Genomic DNA, 19,382 nt, shown 5'->3' on the forward strand with positions numbered 1-19,382 from the left:
CGGACCCTGTAGCGTGGTGGTGTGCCTTCCCAGTTTCCGCCACTGACCACCCAGTTCGCGCGCGAGTTTCCCGATCTCGTGCGCGAGTGCGCGCCCAGCATCCCCACCGATACGCGCGTGGGGGCCGCGAATGCGCCGCTCGCGAGGGAGCTCGGGATTGATTCCGGGGCGGAAATCGAGGCGGTCGAGAGCCTCGTACGCAGCTTTGCGAATGCGCACAGCGCGCACGCCATGGCGTATTCGGGTCACCAGTTTGGCACCTTCTCGCCCGTCCTCGGCGACGGCCGCGCCCACCTCATGGGCGAGCTGACCTGTGGCGATGCGATCGTGGACGTGCACCTTAAGGGCAGCGGGCTCACGCCGTTCTCGCGCCCTGGATCGGACGGCAAGGCGCCGCTCAGCGCGATGTATCGCGAATACCTCATCTCGGAGGCGCTTGACGCCCTCGGCATTCCCACGAGCCGCGCGCTCGCGGTTCTCGAGACGGGGGAGCGGATCAGGCGCCGCGCACCCGAGCCGGAACCCGCGGGGATCCTCGTGCGCACGGCTGCAAGCCACGTTCGCGTGGGCACCTTTCAGTTCGTGAAGATCGCGGGCGATCAGGGAGCAATCGCGGCTGATACGCGCGACACGCTCGTGCGATTCGTCCTCGATCGGCACTACCCCGGATGGGAAGAGAGTGCCGACGCTCGCCGGAGGCCTGCCCTTGCTCTCCTTCGCGGCGTTGCCGCACGCCAGGCTCGGCTCGTGGCCCAGTGGATGGGGGTGGGGGTCGTGCACGGCGTTCTCAATACCGACAACGTCAGCGTTGCGGGCGAATCGATCGACTTTGGGCCGTGTGCCTTCCTCGATCGGTACGAGGCCGGGGCGTGCTTCAGCTCGATCGACACCGGCGGCCGCTACGCCTACGACCAGCAGCCGGCCATTACGCAGTGGAACCTCGCGCGCTTCGCCGAAGCCCTGCTCGACCTCATCGACCCGGATCCGCAGCGCGCGATCAACGACGCGAGTGCGGTACTAGCGGAGTTTGAGGAGGAGTACCGCGCTGCCTTCACGCGAGTGTTCGCGCGAAAGCTCGGAATCGAGGCGGAACCGGACGTCGCGTTGGCGCAGTTCGTTGCGAACACCCTCGAGTCCCTCGAGCGCGAGCACATGGACTTCACCCTGTTTTTCAGGGCCCTCGCCGAAGGAAAAAGCATCGACGGAGAGTTTGCCGCGGGCAGCGCGTGGCGAGCTGAACTCGAGGAGCTTCGCTCGCGCGGGGGAACGAGCCTCGAGCGCGCGGAGGCGCTCATGCGCGAGACGAACCCGATCTACATTCCCCGCAACCACCACGTCGAGGCAGCACTGCGCGACGTCGAGCGCGGCGAGCGGGGAAAATTCGAGCGCCTCCTTGCCGCGATTCGCGACCCGTGGACGCGCCGCGACGGATTCGAGGACCTCGAGGCGCCACCGGCTCACGCTCGATTCTTCACGAGCTTCTGCGGGACGTGAGCCGCTTTCCCGAGGATCGATTCAGCCGCCGAGTTCGAACGAGAAGCGCTCGAGCGGAGTGCGGCCTGCCTCGGTGACCGAGACGGCGCGGTCATTCGTGCCATCGCGCTTATCGAACGCTTCGGCAAGGGGAAGCGCCGTGCTGCGCGCCGCTTCAATGAACTCCTCGACGGTTGTGTCTTCGCCGTTGAGACCCTCGATCGCCATCGCGCCGTACCCGGCGCGCGTAAGCTCGCTCGCCACCACGATTAACTGCTTGAGCGCCGCAAGGTACATGCTCGGGGCGAGACCCTCGTGGCGTACGTTCGGCAAGTGGCGCACGAAGAACATCGCCGCCATGCGCACATTGCCCGTCGCGAGAAGGAACAGCATGTGGTCGATCTGGTGGCTGAGATGCATCGGTGAGGACATGATCAGCGGGTACGAAAACTCCGCGAGTGCCGCGGCCTCGGGAAGCCTCCCGGCGCGCGCGAACGCGAACAACGCCTCCGAGGCGATCGACTGGGGCTCTTCCGCGCACTCGTAGCCCCGGTCGAGGATTTCGTCCACGAGGCGAAGTGCTGCCTCCGGCTCGTCGATCTGCCACAAAATCGTGGCTTCCTGCGCCCTCGCGCACGCGTCGCAATTGGAGTATTCGTCGGGAGGGCACGCCTTGATGCGAGTGAGAACCTCGCGGGCTTCGTCGACATTGCCCGTCTCGAGCGCGAAAGAGAGTTCAGCCCACAGGATTCCGGCTTCTCCGGCTCCTTCGCGTTGATAGGCGGCGCGCATCATGTCGAGCGCGGAACGCACCTGGGAAAGCGAGTACTGGGGGTAGCTCAGAAGCATGACCGTGAGCCACTTGTACCACCACAGGAGGTCGACGTCCGGCTGAGTCTCGAGAGGACGCACGGGGTAGCGAGTGGGATCGGAATCGTGCATGTGCGCGCACCACAGGAACAGCGTGAGTTGCTCCGTGGCCTCGGCTGCCTGGAAGGCGAAACCTACGAGCCTCATGCGGATCTCGTACAGGGCTCGCTTATCGCCTCGCTCCTCCGCGAGCCGCTCGGCGCGCTTGCCGATCTCCCACCGCTCCCTGGGCGGCATGGGCGCGGGGGAGTCGAAGCGGCGCGCGAGGCTTTCGAAGGTCTCTGTTTCGCTCATCGCGACTCCGGGGTGCCCTTCCACCACGTGTCGGTGATGGTCACGGGCGTTGTGCGCTTGTGGCGGGACGAGAGATAGCGGCGCTCAATGTTCTCTGCAGAGGGCGCGGGGATGTCGCGGCCTTCGAGGTAGTCGTCGATGTCGTCGTAGCTCACGCCGAGCTCGTCCTCGTCCGTGCGCCCGGGGTTGCCATCGAGCAGGTCGGCGGTCGGCACCTTGGTCCAGAGCGGATCCGGTGCGCCCAGATGCTCGAGTAGCGAGCGGATCTGGCGCTTGTTGAGCCCGTAGAGAGGAAGGATGTCCGCGCCACCGTCGCCAAATTTCGTAAAGAACCCGACCGTGGACTCGGCGGCGTGGTCGGTGCCGATCACGAGGAGCCCTTCGTCACCGCCGATCGCGTACTGAGCGACCATGCGCAGGCGCGCCTTGATGTTGCCCGCGTTGAAGTCGCTCGTCTCATGCCCCGCCGCAGACGCAAACTCTTGGCGAAGTGCATCCGCAGCGCCTTTGATGTTGATGGTCATCTCGCGGTCCGCGCCGATCCACTCCATTGCCGCGGCCGCATCGGCCTCATCGTGCTGCACCCCGTGGGGCAGGCGCACCGCGATGAAATGAGCGTCGCCGCCCTCGGCACGCACCTTCTGAACCGCGAGCTGAGCGAGGCGGCCCGCGAGAGTCGAATCGACGCCGCCGCTAATGCCGAGCACAAAGCCGTTCGCGCCGGTCGAACGCAGGTACTCGGTCAGGAAAGCGACGCGGCGTTCGACCTCTGCCGCAGGGTCGATCTGGGGCTTCACGCCCATCTCGTTGATAATCGATGCTTGGAGTTCGCGCATGGTCCCAGCCTAACTTTCGGTGCCTTCGCCCGGTTCGAGAAAATCCTCGATCGAGAGATCGCGCCGCATGAGATTCGTGGAAAGCGCGAGCATGTCGGAAAGGGACTCGTTGAGGATCGCGCGATCCGCGGGCCTCAGCGGGTTGTGCCCCGCGAGCATCGCCTGCACGTAGATGAGCCGCACCGTTCGCGAGGCCACCACCTGATCCTCGCCCTCGATGCCCGCGAGCATCTTCACGAGGGGGCTATTCCAGTTGAGAACGAGCGTGGCAAGGGTGGGCAGACTCGAGTCTGGGCCTTTCGGCGCACGCTCCCTTTCCGGTGAGGAGGCCGTGACCTCACGCATGAGATCTCCCCAGAAACCGCTCGTCGATTCCTCAAGGCGGCGCAGCTCCATGCCCCTCAAAACATCGGGATCAACGACGTAGAGGGCCGGGACATCCTCGGGAGTAAACGCGCGCACCTGAACGTCGCAATCGAGACCAAACAACGCGGTTTCGGCGAATGCGCGCACGCGTTCGGCGGCCTCTTTGTCGGGACCGAACACCGCCCCGAACTGCGCGATCACATCGCCAAGGGTGATGGGCGCGGCGCTCGCGGACGCAATAGTCTCGCCGAGCATCCGCATGAGATCTTTTTCGTATACGTAGCCGGCATTGACGACGACCTGGTCGCTCGGGACCACGCCCGCGAGCTGGCGGAATTCCTCCGTTGTTTCGGCGTAGCGCACACGCGGGTTCGCCTCGACGATTTCGCTCACGAGCATGCGCCCCTGGTTCGTCTCGAACGTGAAATGAGGCAGCACGATCCGCGCGAGCTCCACATCGTGAACGGCGAGGGAGCGCAGGGCCAAGTCGTGGATGGCAAGGAAACGCTGGAGGCCGCGCGGATCGCTCTCCGCAAGCGAGAGGATCCAGGCCCGCAAGGTCGAGGCAATCGCGCGCTTCGTGACCGCGAGCGCCTCATCGTTGACGAAACTCTCACGCGAGGCGGTGGGGGTCAGCCCCGTGGAATCGAGAACGACTCGCACGAAAAAAGCCCATTCGGGCAGGAGATCGGGGAGGGCTTCGGAGACGAGAAGCCCGCCCATGTAGGCGCGCGTGGCCTGCCGCGCGCCGGGGGAGGGAGAGGCGGGAAGGACGAAAGCGGTTCCTCGCGTGCCCGTTTCGGGAACGGAAATGTCGATTATGTCGAGGGGTTGTGCACCGAGAAGTTCAGTTCCGTACTCGGCGAGGTGCTCGAGATCCCGCTCGAGGGCCCAAGTGTGAAGGTCATCTTCGCTGCCCTCCACGGGAGCATCTGCCGCCGAGGGGAGCACCCCGGGGGAGAGGTGACGGGTGAAAAACGGGGTGCGGTTGACGAAACGCTCGGTTCCACGCGGCCCGCAGACCTCGAGCGTCACGGGGAGGAACTCCGCGAACGTGGTCGCGAGCTCCCACACGCGGACGTATGACGTGAGCTCGAGAGCATCGGGCCGGGGAGTGAGCCGCACGCTCGTGCCGACCGTGACGTGAGAGCCGGCCGAACCCTCGAGAGATTCGAGCGTAAACGTGCCGTCGCTGCGGCCCACCCAACGGCTCGCCTCCCCACCGGAGGCGGGGCGGGTTTCGACCACGATTTCATCACTCACCATGAAGCAGCTCAGCAGCCCGATGCCGAACTGCCCCAGCCGATCCGTGCGAGGCAAGTCGAAAATGTCCCGCTTGCTCGATTGGCCGACGGTCGAGAGGAGCTCCGCCATTTCCTCGCGGTGCATGCCCGCGCCGTTATCGGTGACAACGAGCTCGCCAGATTCGGGGCCCACGGGCGTCACCTGGATGAGGGCATCATCGAGGGTCAGCGTGCCCGCCTCGATGCGCGTCATGATCGCATCGCGAGCGTTCTGAATGAGCTCGCGCAGGAACACGCGCGGATTCGAGTAGATGTGCGTGCTCAGAAGCTCGACGACCGCGTGAAGATTGACCTGAAACGGATGGGAGGGAAGCGTCATGCTTTGATCCTACGGAAACAGGTGTGCCTTGGCAGGCGTCGGACCCCCGATTGTGGATAACTCGCGCCCGGTGCCCGTCAGGCCTTCTCCCTGGGTGCCGAATCCTCATCGCTCTCGAGCGTTTCGGATTCGGTCGCCTCACCAGCGTCCTGCTGCTCCTCAGCATCCGCGGACTGCTCGGTGTCCTCCGTGTCCTCGGCGCTCTCAGCATCACCGGGCTGCGGAGCATCCTCCGTATCCGAAGAACCGTCGGACTCCTCAGCGCCTTCTGCACCCTCTCCAGCCGACGCTTCGTCCTGAGCCGCGCTCTCGACACGGTCGTGAAGCTTCTTCTTGATTTTCTCCACCCGGCGCTTCGCACGGATACCGAACAAGAGCATCACGAGGGCGATCGCCGAGTAGGCAACCATGACCCAAATGAGGTGGGCGAAGTTGATCGAGCCGCCCGCGATCGCGACTCTCAATGCGTTCACGACCGACGTGAAGGGCAGGTACGGGCTGATGATCTGGAAGAACTTCGGAGTCGTCTCGATCGGGTACGTAGCGCCCGCCGACGCGAGCTGAAGCACCGTGAAGATGAGCGACATGAAGCGCCCCACGGGGCCAAAGCACGCGACGAGTGCCTGGTTGAGAGCCATGAACGTGAGCGAGGCGATGAACGAAATAAGGAACGCCTGGCCAAGACGCATCATGTCGATCCCCACGAGGAAGTGCACGGTCGAAACCATGAGCACCGACTGAAGCACGCTCACCAAGGCACCCGGAAGGTAGCTCGCGAGGGCGACCATTGCGGCAGGCATGTTGCTGCCCACGCGGCGACCGCTCAGGGCCGGGAACACCAGGAAGAACGCGAGCGCGCCGATCCATAGCGAAAGCGTCATGAAGTACGGGCCAAGGCCGTAGCCGTAGCTTTCAACCTCGTGCAGGCGGTGCTTCGACAGGTCTACCTGCTGAGAGGCAACGCTCGCGAGATGATCCTTCTCAGACGTGGAGTAATTCGGCACTTGCGCGACACCATCGGCAAGGCCGTCGTGGAGCTCATTCGCGCCGTCCTTGAGTTTGCCGAGGCCGCCGCCGAGTTCGGTCGCGCCGTCATTGAGTTTGCCGAGGCCATTGTTGAGCTTCACGGCGCCGTCATTGAGTTTTATGGAGCCGTCGTGGAGCTTCACGGCGCCATCGTTGAGCTTGCCGATGCCGCCATCGAGCTTTATGGCGCCGTCCTGAAGCTTGCCTGCGCCGGTTGTGAGGTCACTCGAGCCCGTCGCGAGGCGCTGTGCGCCGTCGTTGAGTTTTCCGCTCGCGGCGTCGAGCTTCGAGGCGCCGTCGGCGAGGGTCGAAGCGCCCGCGTACGCCGTGCCCGTTCCGTCCTTGAGTTGGCTCGTGCCATCCGCCAAACGACCCGTGCCGTTTGTCAGGTCGCCGGCACCATTCGAGAGCTTCCCGAGGCCGTCATCGAGCGTGTTTGCGCCGGTCGCGAGCTGGTTGATGCCATCCACGAGCTCGGTCGATTTCGCGTCGAGCTCGCCTACTCCGTCGTCGAGTCTCTTGAATTTGTCGGCGACTTCTCGGGACTTCTCAGCCGCGTGGTCGAAGAGTGCGGGAAGTTCGTTGACCTTGTTATCGAGTGCGTGCGCGGCAACGTCGAGGGGAACGATGATCTTGAGGTCGAGGTCGCTCACGCCAGCGTTGATCTTGCGAGAGCGTTCCGCAATCTGATCGGCGCCGCTCTTGAGACCATCGATCGCGAGCTTTTGCTGCTCGGGATCCATCTCGTCCCAGTGTTCTTGAATGTCCGCGAGCGATTCCGCGTAGTCTTCGGTGCCCTCGACGTCTTCGACCGTGAGTTTCTTGAGTTCGACGGCCTCGTCGTGCGCGCCGCGAGTCTTGTCCTTGACCTTGTGCAGGTCATCAACGATCGCGGGCCCACGATCGCTCAGGTCCTCCATGCGTTCGGCGATGAGCTCGGAGCCATCGGCGAGGGCCGCCGAGCCCTTCTTGAGCTCCGCGACCGCTCCGGGGAGGATCGAAGTCTTTGAGTTCAGTTCGTTCAAGCCCTCGGCAAGTTTCGCGGAGCCATCCTGGGCGTCCGTGAGGCCGTCACGCAGGCGAATCGCGCCGTTGTTGACCTGCGAGGCACCGTCGGAAAGTTGACCCGCGGCCGAATCCAGCCGGCCCACGCCGTTCGCGAGATCGCCTGCGCCAACCGCGGCGCGCCCCGTCGCATCCTTGAGCTGAGTTGTGCCATTCGCGAGGGTGTTCGCGCCGTTCGCGAGGGTGACGGTGCCGTCCTTGAGGTCGCCGAGACCCACGACGAGCTTGCCGGAGCCGTCTTTCGCGGTCGTGGTGCCGTCGGCAAGCTGGGCAGTGCCGTCCTTCGCTGCAGCCGTTCCGTCCACGAGCTGACCGGAACCATCCTTCGCGTTCGCGGTGCCGTCGGCGAGCTTGTCGGCGCCGTCTTTTGCGTCAGAAGAGCCGTCGGCGAGCTGCCCGGCGCCGTCCTCGGCATCCGAGAGCGAGTCGTGCATATCGTTGAAGCCCGCGTAGATGTTGTGGAGGTACTCGTCGCTCACCTTTTCGTTGAGCGAATCCGTGACCTTCGTGAGGATGCTCTGGGCGAGGTTGCCCGAGATCATATTTTTCGCGTCGTTGGTCGTGATTGAGAGTTCGGCTTTCGCGGCCGTCGAGGGGTCGTCGTTTCCAACAGAGGCGACGTTGGTGCTGAAGTTCTCGGGGATTCTCAAGACCGCGTAGATCTCGCCGTCCTGGAGCGCCTTGTTGGCGCGCGACTCGGACATTTCCGTCCAGTCGAGGTTGTTGTTCGAGGTCGAATCGAGGAGTTCATCGGTCAGCTCGTCGCCGAGGTCGAGGTCGGGGTCGGTGTTGCCCTTGTCGAGGTTGACGACGGCGGCGGGCACCTGGTGGAGCCTGTTGATGGGGTCGACGTTCGACCACGTGAGAAGCGCCGCGTACACGAGCGGAACGAGCGAAACGCCGATCACGAGGATCATGACGCGAATGATGGAAAGGCTGTTTCCGGAACTGCGGAGGCGCCGTGCGATGGAATTGGCCTTGGCCGTGCGCATTGCCTTCAGATTGTTCTGTGACATGAAACGTTCTCCTTAGGCGGCCTTGTGGCCAGTCGCGGCCGCGAGGAAGTCGGTTGTCGTTTCGACCATCGCTGTGACCGGGAGGTCGTCGCGGAGGTCCTTGGCAGCTTGCGAAATGAGGCCCGCCGAGAGGAACTCGGCGTAGCGCGCGGCGCGGGGACCGGTGAGACGGGTCAGTGCGTCGCGGAGCGTGCCGATGCCGAGCATGCGCCCTGCAAGGAAGCGCGTGAGTTCGCTTTCGGCGGCGCGCCCGCTCGGGCCGTCGAGAACCGCGAGGTAAAACGCGCGGTTCTCGCTCAGGTGCGTGAAGAGCGCCGTAGAGCTTTCGGCGGCGGAGCGGGTCCAGTTTTCGGGGTGGTCGGGGTTGTCCGACGCCTGTTGGGGGAGCGTCGCGAAGGCTTCTTCGAGGCGAGCCATAGCCGCGGCGTGCATGAGCGTGGGAATGTCCCCGAAGTGCTGGTAGAAGGTGGGGCGGCTCGCGCCGGCGCGTCGAACAAGTTCGGAGACGCTCGGGGGCTGCGGGTTTTCGTCGAGGGCGTCGACCATGACGCGGATGAGCGATTCGCGCGATTTTTGAGCACGCGGATCGATCGGCGTCTCCTCGACGTGATGGCTGAGGGCACGCCGTGCGGCATACAGGACAGACATGGGGCCTCGACTCTGCTCTTTCTTACAGGTGTCAGTTTTTTCGACCGGGTCAAACGTAAAGCACTGATTTACAGATGTAAAGAGCGCTGGCTTACGTTTGTAAGAAATGTGTCATACCTCGCGTTAGGTAGTTCCTAGCCTTTACCGGTGCAGAACACTGTTACTTTATTGGCATCCCCTCAATGCTGAACCTTTTCTCCCTAGGACCCCCGTGCCCAGATCCAGCAAGAAAGAGTACGCCCTTAAGGTGGCGTACCACCTCGTCACCGAGACCGGTTGCGTTGACGGCCTCACCTTCGATTCGCTCGCGGCAGCCACAGGTATGTCGAAGTCGGGCCTCATCTATCACTTCCCTTCTCGTCACGATCTCCTCGTCGATCTTCACCAGTACGCCGCGAAACTGTGGGAGCGTGAGCTCGCCCGCGTGAGCGGCGGGAAGGCCCCCGAAGACCTCACGCCGGCCGAACGTGAGCGTGCCCTTGTAGTCGCCCTCGAGCGCGAAGAGCCCCTCGCAGAAATTCTTCTCAATATCCAGGCGCTGAGCCACCGTGACTATGAGCGGGCATGGGACGAGATTGATGAACGCTGGCTTCTCAACCCGAGTGAGGATGTCGAGAGCGACGACGACTTAGAGCGACTTGAGGATCCGTTCTCAGTGCTGGGCTTTGGGTGTATAACCACCTCAGCGGGCGCCCGATTTCCGAAAGGAACAGGGCGAAGCTCGTCGCGCGACTGGTAGCGCGAGCCGAAGCGCGCGGGTTGCGCGCCTAAGCGGCTTCGGGAACCGCCCTGATCGCGTTCGCGATCTGAGCGCTCAACTCGATGCGCTGCCCGCCACCTTCGATGCTCATGAGGCCCGTCGAATCCATTTCCTCGAGGATCGTGATTCGGGTGCCCGGGGCGAGCATGCGCTTCGCGCAGTAGCGAAGGATGTCCGGGTTGTCGTCGGAGACGCGCGAAATAACTACGCTCTCGCCCCTCTCGCAGCGCGTGAGCGGAACGCCGGGGTCGGGCGCATCGTGAATATCGCACGGGATCGGATCGCCGTGGGGGTCGACTGCGGGGTGCCCGAGCATGTCGTCCATGCGCGCAATCAGTCGGTCGCTCGTCGCGTGTTCGAGCTTGTCTGCCTCCTCGTGAACCTCGTCCCACGCGAGGCCGAGGTGCTCGACGAGGAAGGTTTCGAGGATCCGGTGTCGCCGCACGACCTGACGCGCGATCGTCTCGCCCTCGGCGGTGAGGGCGATCGCGCCGTAGGGGTGGTAGTCGATAAGGCCGTCGGTCGCGAGGCGTTTGAGCTGCGCTGACACCGTCGAGAGCGAAACCCCGAGTGCGGAGGCGATCGCACTCGTTGCGGGGGTGTGCCCGTCGTCCGGCCACTCGCTCGCCTTCCAGATGACGGCGAGGTAGTCCTCGGTGACCCTGGTTGGTTCGGGCGTGGCGTTCATGCGGGGTGAGCCTCTCGTGGGCGGGCGGCGAAGGGCCCTACGGCCCGTGTCAAGAATCGCCCGCGCGCTATTCTCCGTCAAATTGTTTGGACGTCCTCACTTTCGTTTTCCTCTAGACACACCGCATGCCGAGGCGAAAGTGTTGACAGACGTGGACATCATCGCACTCCTGCTCGTGGGCGTCGGCCTTGCCGCCGATGCCTTCGCCGCCGCTCTCACGCAGGGTGTGCACATGCGCCAGTTGTCCTACCGCGTGGCGCTCCTCATCGCCGTCGTGTTCGGGGCGTTTCAGGGCCTCATGCCCGTGCTCGGGTGGGCACTCGCATCCCAGTTCTCCCAGGTGCTCGCCCCCATCGACCACTGGATCGCCTTCGCGCTGCTCGCGCTCATCGGCGCGCACATGATCCGTGAGGCTTTCGTGGTCGAGGAGGAAGACGCTAGCGGCGAGCAAGCGGCGATCAACCTCAAAACACTTCTTCTTCTGGGCATCGGCACGAGCGTCGACGCCGCCGCGATCGGCGTGTCCTTCGCGATGCTCGCCGTCAACATCGTTGAGGCGGCTGCGATCATCGCCCTCGTCACCTTCGCCCTGTCGTTCGTTGCGGTCATCATTGGTCATCGTGTCGGGGCCCGATTCCGAACTCCCGCCGCGGTAGCGGGCGGCCTTGTCCTCATCGCTCTGGGCGCCAAGATCTTGATCGAACACCTCACAACGTGAGTTGATGCGGGCGATGATGCGCGCGCCTCGCGAATGGTTTTATCCTGAGGCACGTGCCTTCTCCCCGCGTCTCTCGTCATCGCCGGACATTTCTGCACGCGATTCCCGCCGAGGCGAGGGTTCATGTCGGCTCGAGCGCCCGGACCTTTGTGACCCTCGGCGAGGCGCGAGGCGAGTTCGTCCCCGCGGTGCGCATCTCCTTTTCGGTTGCGGTCCCCCTCGTGATTCTCCTTTTCTTGGGACGCCTTGATCTTTCACTCTTTGCGTCATTTGGCACCTTCAGCTCGCTTTATGGCCGATTCGTTCCCACGCGCGAGCGCGTGCGGCAACAGGCCATTGCGGGAGGCGCCCTGGTAGCGTGCGAGGTTTTCGCGACCGCTGCGCGCCACGCGGAGATGCTGGTTCCGACGTTTCCTGGGGCCTGGATCGTCGTCATCGTCGGCACGATGGTGGCGGCCCTGACGTCGGGCCTCGTGCCTCGCTTTTCGCTGAGGCCGCGGGGCGTGCTCTTCTTCGTTTTTGCGGCGACGGCTATCGCGACGAGCCCGCACGTGTTCCCGCTGTGGATACCGCTTGTATTCGGCGGCGGAAGCGTGCTGATTTCCTTAGCGTTCAGCGTGCTCTTTCACGTGCTCGGCGAGGCCAACACGGGCCGCCCGGTGCCGGTGCCGGAGCGCGTGAGCGTTGCCGATTACGCACAGGATGCGGGCCGCTTCGCGAGCGCGGCATTGATTGCGGGGTCGATCTCAACGGCGCTCATGATTCCTTCGCCATATTGGGCGCAAGTGGCGGCCGTGGCTCCTCTTTCAGAAACCCGCCGCGTGGGGCAGGTCAACCGTGCCCTTCACCGCGTTGTGGGGACCGTCCTTGGCGTCGCCATCGCGGCGTTCCTCATGTCGTTTCCGAGTCAGCCGTGGCAGACAGTCGTGTGGATCGTCGCGATGCAGTTCCTCGCGGAGATGTTCGTGACGCGCAATTATTCATTTGGGCTCGTATTCGTCACGCCGCTCGCCTTGCTCATGGTGCATCTTGCGAACCCCGCGAGGCATTACGAGATGCTCGTTCCCCGCATCGTCGAAACATCGATTGGTGCGGGCGTCGGCATTGTCGTCGTCATCGTCGGCCTCTTTGTGGAGCGCTGGTGGATGTCGCATAAGATGACGTGAAATCTATGTCCTTAGAAAGAGATGGAGTGTTCACGTGGTTGCGCGTCGAAAAATTATCCAGGCTGCCGCAGTGTTGCCTGCACTGTCACTGATTGCCGCGTGCGGATCCTCGGAAAATTCGGCGCGGCCTCTTCGCGTCAGCGCGATTCCGGATCAGGATCCTGACGTGCTCACCGAGCGCGAAGAAGCGTTTGCTCAATACCTCGCCACAAAACTCGAACGGGATGTCGAATACGTTGCCGTCCCCGACTATTCGGCCTCGGTAGCACAGCTCGGCACTGGCGACCTGGATCTCGTGTTTTACGGCGGTCTCACGGGCGTGCAGGCGCGGAAGCAGAGCCCGGACGTCACGATTATCGGCCAGCGCGATATCGACGCGACGTTCACGAGTACTTTCATCGCCAATTCCGATTCGGGGATCGAGCCCGTCAGTGACGTGGCAGGGCTTTCGGTGTACGCCGGCAAGCGCTTCACCTTTGGTTCGGAGACATCGACTTCGGGCCGTCTCATGCCATCGTCGTTCCTTGCGGAGGCCGGCGTCGAGGAGAGCGACCTCGCTGGTGAACCTGGTTTCTCGGGCTCTCACGACAAGACTATCGAGCTTGTCCAGGCAGGCACCTATGAGGGCGGCGCCGTGAACTCGCAGGTGTGGAAGAGCCGCCTCGAAGAGGGCACGATCGACACGGCCAAAGTGATCGCCGTCCTCGAATCACCCACGTTCCACGACTACCACTGGATTCTTCGCGAGGAGGCGGAGAAGGACTTCGGCGACGGGTTCGCTCAAAACCTCAAGGACGTCCTTTTCGCGATGCACGAGGATGAGGCTGGCAAGTCCGTTCTCGAACTGTACAAGGCCGCCAGCATTATCGACGCGAAGCCGGAAGATTACGCGCGCATCGAAGAGGCAGCCGAGAAGCTGGACCTTCTTGGCTGAGATGTCCGGCAGCGATGACGCCGCCGCGTGCCTCGAGAACATCGAGGTTCGCTTCGGCACGCGCCGTGCTCTCGCCGGGAGTGTGAGTGTTGCCCCAGGCGAAAGGGTTGCGCTCATTGGTCCGAGCGGCGCGGGCAAAAGCACCCTTCTTCGACTGTGTACGGGGGCGGTGAGCCCGAGTGCGGGGACGGTGCGCATCGGCGGTAAGAACCTCGCCGAACTTTCCGGCCGTGAACTTCGCTCTGTGCGAGCCAGCATCGGTACGGTGCACCAGGGGCTTCACCTCATCGAGCCGCTTTCGGTGCTCCAGAACGTTCTCGCGGGCAACCTGGGCCGGTGGGGGAGTCTCCGAGCGCTCGCGTCACTCGTCTTTCCTCGCGAGCGCGAGGTTGCCGAGGATGCCATGGATGCACTCGGTATCGCCCACCTCGCTTCTGCGCGTACTGGCCTTCTGTCGGGCGGTGAACAGCAGCGCGTCGCTCTCGCCCGCATCCTCGTACAGCGACCCGGGCTGATCCTTGCCGATGAGCCTATCGCCGCACTCGATCCCGCTCGTGCTCGTGAGGTTATGTCGATCCTGTCCGCGGTGGTCGACGAGACGGGGGCGGCGCTCATTGTGAGCCTCCATGACCCGGCGATCGCGATCGCTGAAGCTGATCGAATCGTCGGCTTGCGCGAGGGAAACATCGAGTTTGATCTTCCCGCCTCCGAAGTGGACACCGAACGGACGCGAAGCCTTTACAGGATTGAGACATGACTCGATCGCCCAGCGCGCGACGGTGGAGTGTCGCCGTCGCGATCGGGATTGTCGTGTCGTGCGTGAGCGTCGTGGCGGGGAGCGCTCTGGCACCCGGGGGAATTCCGACGCTTACCCGCTTTGCGCGCGCGGCTTTCTCTCCTGATCTGAGCATCGCGTATCTTTCGCGCACTCTCGACGCAACGCTGACGACGCTCGCGTTTTCGGTTCTTGGCACGGTCGTGGCCGTCGTGATCGGCTTTTTCGGCGGCGTCGTGATGAGCGAGGGATGGTGGAGATCTCGCGCGGGGTGGCTGACAACGCGCCTCGCCTTCGCGCTTCCGCGCGGTGTGCACGAAACGGTGTGGGCGGTGGCGCTTCTTCTCGTGCTTGGGAGGGATCCGCTCGTGGGTGTGCTCGCGATCGGACTCCCCTTCGGGGCGATCACTGCCAAGGTCTATGCGGAAATTATTGACGAGACCCCCGCGGGTCCCTCCCAAGCTCTCCGCCTTGCGGGCGCGGGCGCGATCGCGGCGTTTGCCTACGGAACGCTCCCGCGAGTGTGGAAGGATTTCGTGTCCTATGCCTTCTACCGGCTTGACTGTTCGCTTCGAGCGTCAGTCATCCTCGGCATGCTCGGCGTGGGTGGGCTCGGCTTTGAGCTGTCAACGGCGTTTCAAGGTCTGGCGTTCGAGCGAATGTGGACCGTTATGTATGCACTGCTGATCGTCGGTCTCGCGTGCGAGTGGTGGAGCCGGAAGCTGCGCGCACCCTCGCGTCGCTTCATGCGCGGCTCGGCCATCGCGATAGCTGTGCTCGTCATAGTATCGGCCATCCAGGTGCGCGTGAGTATTTTTTCGCTCGACTTCTCGCGGATCGCGGAACGAACCACCCGTGTCGCGCAGAAGGCGATTCCGCCGACGCTGCCGTCGACGTTCACGAATCTCCTTCTCGACTCGGCGCTGACGGTCACGATGTCGATCGCGGCGATTGCCGTGGCGTCACTGCTCGGCGGCTTCATGGCATTCATTGCGACGCCACCGCCCGCAACCCCCGGAAGGGAGCGCGGAGCAATGCGGCTGTGCCGCGAGCTCATTGGCGCCCTCGCGCGCGTCGTACTCCTGCTTGTGCGCGTGACATCGCCGCCCGTATGGGCGCTTCTTTTGCTCTTTGTGCTCTTTCCCGGGCCGCTTCCCGGAACCCTCGCCCTCGGAATTTACAACGCGGGTGTGCTCGGGCGCCTTTATGCAGAAGCCCTCGAAACGGTCGACCGCCGGCCATCTCTCGCCTTGCGCTATGCGGGTGCACATCGACTCATCGAGGCTGTGTATGGGGTGATTCCACTCGTCAAAGGGCGTTTTTCTGCCTACAGCCTTTACCGGTGGGAGGTGACGATCCGGGAGAGCGTCGTGGTCGGGGTCGTCGGTGCAGGAGGGCTTGGTCGCGTGCTCGAAGCCGAACGCACGGCCTTCGACTATTCGTCGATGCTGACCGTTGTCATCGCACTGCTCGTGCTCTCGATCCTCGTGGATCTCGTGAGCGCCTCTGCACGCAAAGCCTGGAGGTAGATGGGCAGGCGTCGGCCACTCTTCCCGGGCGGGCTACTGCGCTGCGCGCTGGAGCCGGTATTCGAGGTGCGCGCGCACGGTGGGCCACTCGTGGTCGAGGATCGAGTACAGCGCCGTGTCGCGTGTGGTGCCGTTTTTGAGAAGTCGGTGGCGCCGCATGACCCCTTCAAAGGTGGCGCCGAGTTTTTCGATCGCCGCGCGTGAGTGCCTGTTGAAGGTGTGGGTGCGCAGCTCGATGCGCTGGAACTTTTCGACCTCAAAGAGGTGGCGCAAGAGAAGGAACTTCGCTTCCGGATTCACCGCGGTGCCCTGCACGCTCTGCGCGTACCAGGTTGCGCCGATCTCGGCGACCCGGTTCGCCCGGTCGATGTTGATGACGTTCGTCATCCCGGCGATGTAGCCGGAATCCTCGTCGACTTTGCGGATCACGGTATAGGGGAGCATCGAGCCTGCTGCGCACAGGTCGAGACGCCTCTCGATGTCCTGGCGCATTTCCGCGGGCTTCGCGATGTTCGCGTACCAGAGTTTCCATAGTTCGCCGTCGTTCACCGCGTCCTTGAGTCCCTCGAGATGTTCGAGTGAGAGTGGTTCGAGGACAACGAAGTCGCCGGCGAGGCGAAGGGGTGAAGTGGGCATGCGGAGCATCCTACGCCGCGCATTCTTCGAGCCCTTTGAGAAGAGTTGTTGCGTTGCGCCTCCATTCCTCGCTCACGGTGAGGCTCCCGTTCTTCACGTCGGCGCGGTAGCTCGTGTAACCGAGCAGCGGCTCCACGAGATCCATCCGAAGCGATGCGGCGACGGGGGTGAGCGCGCGTGCCGCATCGAGCCCGCCGTTGGAGTAGCCCCACGCGATGATGCCGAGCGGCTTGCCTTCCCATTCCGCGGAGAGGTAGTCGATCGCGTTCTTGAGCGGCGCCGAGAAAGAGCCGTTGTACTGCGGTGTTGCCCAGACTATTGCGTCAGCTCGCGCGACGATGGCTGCCCACGCACGCGTGTGCGGGCGCTCGTAGTTCCCGGATCGGGGGTGGTCGAGTTCGTCGAGGAAGGGCAGGTTGATGTCCTTGAGATCCGCGAACTCGACGTCGAAGGTCGTGGTCTCTTGCGCAAGGTTTTCGAGTGCGCGTGACACGAGGATCCCGGAGCGCGATGGACGTGTAGTTCCGTGAATTATCAATAACGTGGGCATGTGTCGAGGTTACGCCTCACCCTCTCGATTCTGCCCGTGCTGAGTCGCGCATGACACAGTGAGAACATGAAGAACTACACCGCAGAGCACGTTTTCGCCCTCGGGTATCGCGCTGCCGCCGACGCCCTGACGGCAGCTCTCGCCTCGGGCTTCGATCCGGCAGGCGACCCTGAACGCACCTTCACGAGTGTCGGGACCGGCGAATTCCTCACGATGCCCTCAAGGGTCGGTGACGATGCCGGCATCAAAATACTGACCCTTGCGCCGCACAACCCGGACAAGTCTCTCCCGTTCATCCAGGGCACGTATCTGCTGTGCGACGCGCAGACGTTGACGCCGCACTCGCTCGTCGACGGGATCGCTCTCACCGCGCTTCGCACACCCGCGGTGGCGATCGCCGCGGCGCGCCCGGCATTACGCGCGATCGCCGCGCATGTCACGGGCCGGCCGAACGTCGTTGCCTTCGGCGCGGGAGTTCAGGGGGAGGGGCTCGTGCGGGCGCTCGCCGATGAGTGCGGCAGCGGGGGCGTGCGCTTCGACGCTCTCGGGTCTGTCACCTACGCCGTGCGCAGCCCCGAAAACGTGAGTGAAAGCGCGCTCGCGGTGAGCGCGGGCGGGAGTGCAGGCGACGTTGGAACGGTGAAGGCGGGTTCCGACGCCTGCCGCGCCGCCGTCGAGGCCGCCGACGTGATCGTGTGTGCGAGCGCGGCAAAGGAGGCGGTGTTTGACGATGCGTGGGTGCAGGGGCACGCGGCCGTTCTCGCCGTCGGCGCGCACACGCCGCAGACCCGCGAAGTTCCCGCCGGGACGATGGGACGTGCCCGCGTGATTGTCGAGGACCAGGCGGTCGCCTTACGCGAGAACGGGGACGTCGTGCGCGCGATCGCCGACGGTTCCCTCGCCGAAGGCGCGCCCATAAGCATGAAGTCGCTTCTCGGTAAGGAGACCGCCGCGAAGGTTGAGACGAGCGCTCCGAGTTCCCCAACGGTCGTGACGACCGTGGGTATGAGCTGGCAGGATCTCGTCGTGGCCGCCGCGGTTGCCCGCCACGCGGATGAGAACGCAAGCTTCAGGAAGAGTTGCGAGAATTGAGGCATGAGTGAAACCACCGCACAGCTGAGCGTTATTGAGCGCAGCAAGCGCGTCGCCAGGCGGGCCGCACTCGCGACGACTGCCGGTATTGCCGCATCTCAAGCAGTCGCCGTGGGCACCCTTCTCGCCATGGACGCCTACACGAAACGCGGGCGCAAGAAGCGCCGTGCGCCCAAGCCCGGGACGTTCGATTCGAGCGTCGAGAAGTCCGACATCAGGATCTTCACGAGCGGCGAGGAACTTTACGATTCGATGATCGAGTCGATCGACAATGCCGAGCACACGGTTATGCTCGCGACCTTCATCTGGAAGGGAGACCGCGTAGGCCAGCGCTTCATGGACGCCGTGAACAACGCGGCTGCGCGCGGAGTCGATGTGTTCCTCATTTGGGACGTCTTCGCGAATCTCGTGGTTCCTCGCCAGTTCTTCGAGCAACTTGATGAGCGCATCAACGTTCACCGCATGTACCCCATCTCGGGGTCGTTTTGGCGTGCCCCGATCCGTTCGACCGGTCTGCTCCACTCCAAGGTCCTCGTCGTCGACGACGAGGTGGGGTACGTGGGCGGCTTCAACATCGGCGATGCCTACGAGAGTGAATGGCGCGACACCCACGTGCGCGAGGTGGGGCCCGCCGTGTGGGAGCTGCGCCAGGCGTTCGTCAACGTGTGGAACGAGGATCGCCGCGCCGATGAACGCATTGACTGGATCGCGCCACACGCATGGAACACGCGCGTCGAGGTCCACCCCAACCTCCCGCTCCAGGCCGTCTACCCGATTCGCCGCATGTACCTCGCGGCCATCGAGCGCGCCCAGAAGAACATCTGGCTCTCGACCCCGTACTTCGTTCCCGACGGCAAGCTCCTCGAGCCGCTTCGTGCCGCTGCCGCGCGCGGGGTCGATGTGCGCCTCATGCTCCCCGAACAGTCCAACCACGTCGTCGTCGACTGGGTCGCGCGGGGCTTCTACCAGGACTTGCTCGACGCTGGCGTGCGCATCTTCCTCTACACGCCCGCGATGAACCACTCGAAGATCGCGACAATCGATGGGATGTGGGCAACCGTCGGAACCGCCAACCTTGACCGGCTTTCGCTCGCGCTTAATTACGAAACCAATCTCGAGGTTGCCGATCCGGCATTCGCCGAGGCTCTCGAGAAAGTGTTTGAGGCCGACTTCAAGGATTGCTTCGAGGTAGATCCCGAGAAGTGGAAGGTGCGCGCAGGAATCGAGAAAGTTACCGAGAAGCTGCTTGTTCCGCTGCGCCCGATAATGTAACGCGGCTCGTTCACCTGTAGGCCACCGTCGCGTCAACCGCCCGTG

The 19,382-nt window shown here is 63.9% G+C and carries 17 protein-coding genes; 9 read left to right on the top strand and 8 right to left on the bottom strand.

The features are described 5' to 3' along the window. Positions 1–21: 21 nt before the first annotated feature. Positions 22–1,494 carry a protein adenylyltransferase SelO gene (locus HMPREF3157_RS04770; protein WP_070435671.1) on the top strand — a complete coding sequence of 491 codons (1,473 nt, stop codon included), beginning with the start codon at positions 22–24 and terminating at the stop codon, positions 1,492–1,494. Between the two features lie 21 nt (positions 1,495–1,515). Here HMPREF3157_RS04770 and HMPREF3157_RS04775 read toward each other — a convergent pair whose 3' ends face one another. The 5 genes from HMPREF3157_RS04775 to HMPREF3157_RS04795 all read right to left on the bottom strand — a co-directional run bounded on the left by HMPREF3157_RS04775 (position 1,516) and on the right by HMPREF3157_RS04795 (position 9,217). Further along, positions 1,516–2,637 (bottom strand): hypothetical protein, encoded by a 1,122-nt coding sequence (locus tag HMPREF3157_RS04775; RefSeq protein ID WP_070435672.1) that lies wholly within the window; start codon positions 2,635–2,637, stop codon positions 1,516–1,518. Continuing rightward, entirely contained in the window at positions 2,634–3,473 is an 840-nt protein-coding gene (nadE, locus tag HMPREF3157_RS04780; RefSeq protein WP_070435673.1) for an ammonia-dependent NAD(+) synthetase, read from the bottom strand. Before nadE ends, HMPREF3157_RS04775 begins: the two co-directional genes overlap by 4 nt. Before the next feature lie 9 nt (positions 3,474–3,482). After that, positions 3,483–5,462, bottom strand: a complete 1,980-nt coding sequence (locus HMPREF3157_RS04785; RefSeq protein ID WP_070435674.1) for an HSP90 family protein — start codon at positions 5,460–5,462, stop codon at positions 3,483–3,485. A 77-nt stretch (positions 5,463–5,539) separates the two neighbouring features. Further along, positions 5,540–8,569 carry a YhgE/Pip domain-containing protein gene (locus HMPREF3157_RS04790; protein ID WP_070435675.1) on the bottom strand — a complete coding sequence of 1,010 codons (3,030 nt, stop codon included), beginning with the start codon at positions 8,567–8,569 and terminating at the stop codon, positions 5,540–5,542. Between the two features lie 12 nt (positions 8,570–8,581). Further along, the gene (locus HMPREF3157_RS04795) at positions 8,582–9,217 is read right to left on the bottom strand and encodes a TetR/AcrR family transcriptional regulator (RefSeq protein ID WP_070435676.1); all 636 of its coding nucleotides are present in this window, start codon (positions 9,215–9,217) and stop codon (positions 8,582–8,584) included. 211 nt (positions 9,218–9,428) lie between these two features. Here HMPREF3157_RS04795 and HMPREF3157_RS04800 point away from each other — a divergent pair, with 211 nt between their 5' ends. Further along, a complete protein-coding gene (locus HMPREF3157_RS04800; RefSeq protein ID WP_168161689.1) occupies positions 9,429–9,956 on the top strand; it encodes a TetR/AcrR family transcriptional regulator in 528 nt (175 codons plus the stop codon). A 28-nt stretch (positions 9,957–9,984) separates the two neighbouring features. On the opposite strand, the gene HMPREF3157_RS04805 is transcribed toward HMPREF3157_RS04800, so the two are convergent. Further along, positions 9,985–10,665, bottom strand: a complete 681-nt coding sequence (locus tag HMPREF3157_RS04805; protein WP_070435677.1) for a metal-dependent transcriptional regulator — start codon at positions 10,663–10,665, stop codon at positions 9,985–9,987. A 139-nt stretch (positions 10,666–10,804) separates the two neighbouring features. On the opposite strand from HMPREF3157_RS04805, the gene HMPREF3157_RS04810 reads away from it, so the two are divergent. From HMPREF3157_RS04810 to HMPREF3157_RS04830, 5 genes are read left to right on the top strand one after another with little or no spacing between them, the layout of a single operon-like run. Next, positions 10,805–11,383, top strand: a complete 579-nt coding sequence (locus HMPREF3157_RS04810) for a manganese efflux pump MntP (protein ID WP_016663491.1) — start codon at positions 10,805–10,807, stop codon at positions 11,381–11,383. Between the two features lie 53 nt (positions 11,384–11,436). After that, positions 11,437–12,549: an FUSC family protein gene (locus tag HMPREF3157_RS04815; protein ID WP_141740624.1), complete on the top strand. Its 1,113-nt coding sequence runs from the start codon at positions 11,437–11,439 to the stop codon at positions 12,547–12,549. Positions 12,550–12,583: 34 nt separating this feature from the next. Beyond that, on the top strand, positions 12,584–13,483 hold the full coding sequence (locus tag HMPREF3157_RS04820) for a putative selenate ABC transporter substrate-binding protein (RefSeq protein ID WP_246816522.1): 900 nt from the start codon (positions 12,584–12,586) through the stop codon (positions 13,481–13,483). A gap of 1 nt (position 13,484) precedes the next feature. Beyond that, complete coding sequence (locus HMPREF3157_RS04825) at positions 13,485–14,240, top strand: phosphonate ABC transporter ATP-binding protein (protein ID WP_070435679.1); 756 nt, start codon at positions 13,485–13,487, stop codon at positions 14,238–14,240. After that, positions 14,237–15,787, top strand: a complete 1,551-nt coding sequence (locus HMPREF3157_RS04830) for a PhnE/PtxC family ABC transporter permease (protein WP_070435680.1) — start codon at positions 14,237–14,239, stop codon at positions 15,785–15,787. The genes HMPREF3157_RS04825 and HMPREF3157_RS04830 overlap by 4 nt, the downstream gene beginning before the upstream one ends. Before the next feature lie 33 nt (positions 15,788–15,820). Here the strand turns inward: HMPREF3157_RS04830 and HMPREF3157_RS04835 are convergent, their stop codons facing one another. Continuing rightward, on the bottom strand, positions 15,821–16,423 hold the full coding sequence (locus HMPREF3157_RS04835; protein WP_083288070.1) for a GNAT family N-acetyltransferase: 603 nt from the start codon (positions 16,421–16,423) through the stop codon (positions 15,821–15,823). A gap of 10 nt (positions 16,424–16,433) precedes the next feature. Next, a complete protein-coding gene (locus HMPREF3157_RS04840) occupies positions 16,434–16,973 on the bottom strand; it encodes an NADPH-dependent FMN reductase (protein ID WP_070435682.1) in 540 nt (179 codons plus the stop codon). A gap of 66 nt (positions 16,974–17,039) precedes the next feature. Between HMPREF3157_RS04840 and HMPREF3157_RS04845 the strand changes: the two genes are divergently transcribed. Beyond that, complete coding sequence (locus HMPREF3157_RS04845; RefSeq protein ID WP_070435683.1) at positions 17,040–18,065, top strand: ornithine cyclodeaminase family protein; 1,026 nt, start codon at positions 17,040–17,042, stop codon at positions 18,063–18,065. A 3-nt stretch (positions 18,066–18,068) separates the two neighbouring features. After that, positions 18,069–19,337 (top strand): phospholipase D-like domain-containing protein, encoded by a 1,269-nt coding sequence (locus HMPREF3157_RS04850; protein ID WP_070435684.1) that lies wholly within the window; start codon positions 18,069–18,071, stop codon positions 19,335–19,337. Positions 19,338–19,382 lie beyond the last annotated feature (45 nt).

Source organism: Dermabacter sp. HMSC06F07 (assembly GCF_001807345.1).
GTDB classification, from domain to species: Bacteria; Actinomycetota; Actinomycetes; order Actinomycetales; family Dermabacteraceae; genus Dermabacter; species Dermabacter hominis.